This window comes from Halorubrum sp. CBA1125, from assembly GCF_009742825.1.
Lineage (GTDB): Archaea > Halobacteriota > Halobacteria > Halobacteriales > Haloferacaceae > Halorubrum.
Genome location: NZ_WPCE01000365.1, coordinates 1 through 1,294, shown reverse-complemented (window position 1 = coordinate 1,294; position 1,294 = coordinate 1). Strand labels below are relative to the sequence as shown.

Annotated in this window: 1 protein-coding gene and 2 pseudogenes; all 3 read right to left on the bottom strand. The window is 68.7% G+C overall.

The features are described from left to right. Positions 1–291: pseudogene (locus GJ633_RS16740) on the bottom strand (universal stress protein); the annotation flags it as partial. Between the two features lie 268 nt (positions 292–559). Then, a complete protein-coding gene (locus GJ633_RS16735) occupies positions 560–943 on the bottom strand; it encodes a DUF5611 family protein (RefSeq protein ID WP_156589656.1) in 384 nt (127 codons plus the stop codon). Positions 944–1,025: 82 nt separating this feature from the next. Then, positions 1,026–1,294, bottom strand: a pseudogene (locus GJ633_RS17435) (hypothetical protein); the annotation flags it as partial.

Here is a 1,294-nt window from a genome sequence, read left to right as displayed (position 1 = left end):
GTCGCCGACCGCGCCGCGGACCGAGTAGTCGACGCCGGCCTCCTCGAGCGCCGCCGCCATCTCCCGGGTCGTCGTGTGTCGCTCGGCGACCGCGTCGGGAGTGGAGTGCTCGCTCGTCTCCTCGATGCCGAGTTGCGACCGGCTCCCGTCGAACTCCTCGTCGGAGAACACGTGGGTCAACACGATCTCCGCGCCCGCGGGCTCGGCGACCGCGATAGCCTCCTTCGCGAGCTGTTCGGTCCGCTTCTCGTCTTCGCTTCCGACTCCCAGCACCACTGTCTCGATGCTCATACACGCCGTTGGGTCCCTGCGCCCTTAAGGCTGTCGAAAAATTAACTCAGTTCTGAATAAATTTCTATGCGATCGATCCTGACGGTTCGACGCCGCCGCGCTCGCGTTCTCTCAGCCGCCGGCAGCAGTCGCTGGTGGGTCGATCGGCGGGGCACGGAGGAACGCGATCGGCAGTGCCGCGAGGGCGATCGGTCGACGGCGCGGTCGCTCGCACGGACGGATCGGACGGAGACGGCCGCGGCGATCGCCGTGCGCGTCGGAGAAGGAGTCAGTAGTCGGGCGCGTCGTCTTCGACCTCGCGTTTCAGCGAGTCGCGCCGCGACTTCGCGTCGCGACCGGTCGCCTCCAGCAGGAACTCGTTTTTCGCGTCGACCGCGTCGGCGGCGGCGTCGGCGTTCCCCTCCGCGATGACGTCTTCGGCGGGGCGCTCCTCGAAGTGGACCGCGAGCTTGTCCTTCTTGCCCCCGTACTCGGCGGTGCCGGCGACGATCCGCTCGAACACCGGGTTGTCGGGGTCCTCGACGACGTACAGCTCGTGGCCCTCCCACTCCTCCGTGCCGGTGACCTCGCCGAAGTACTCCTCGACGGAGCCTTTCAGGTCGGGCATGCGGTCGTCCAGATGCTCGCCGCGGCGCATCTTGTACTCCTTCATGTCGCCACCGTTCGACAGGGGGGCGTAAACCAGTTTCGTCACGGGGTTTCCGCCGGCGTCGTCGGATCCCTCGGCGGGCCGATCACCGCGGCCGCTCGTCGACGTAGCCGCGTTTACACTCCGGACAGATGTCGCCCGCCCGCATGGAGTTGCCGTCGGCGGGACGGGTCATCTCGCACGCGGGACAGTAGTACTCGGTCGCCAGGTCCCCGCCCGACTCGTCCAGCGTCGGGCTCTCCGGTCGCGTGATCCCGGTCCCCTCGTCGAGGTTCCCGTCGGTCGGCGACGCCGCGGACGCGACCGCCCCGCGGTCGTCCGGTTCGACGTACTCCGTCTCGGGGTCGACGTCGG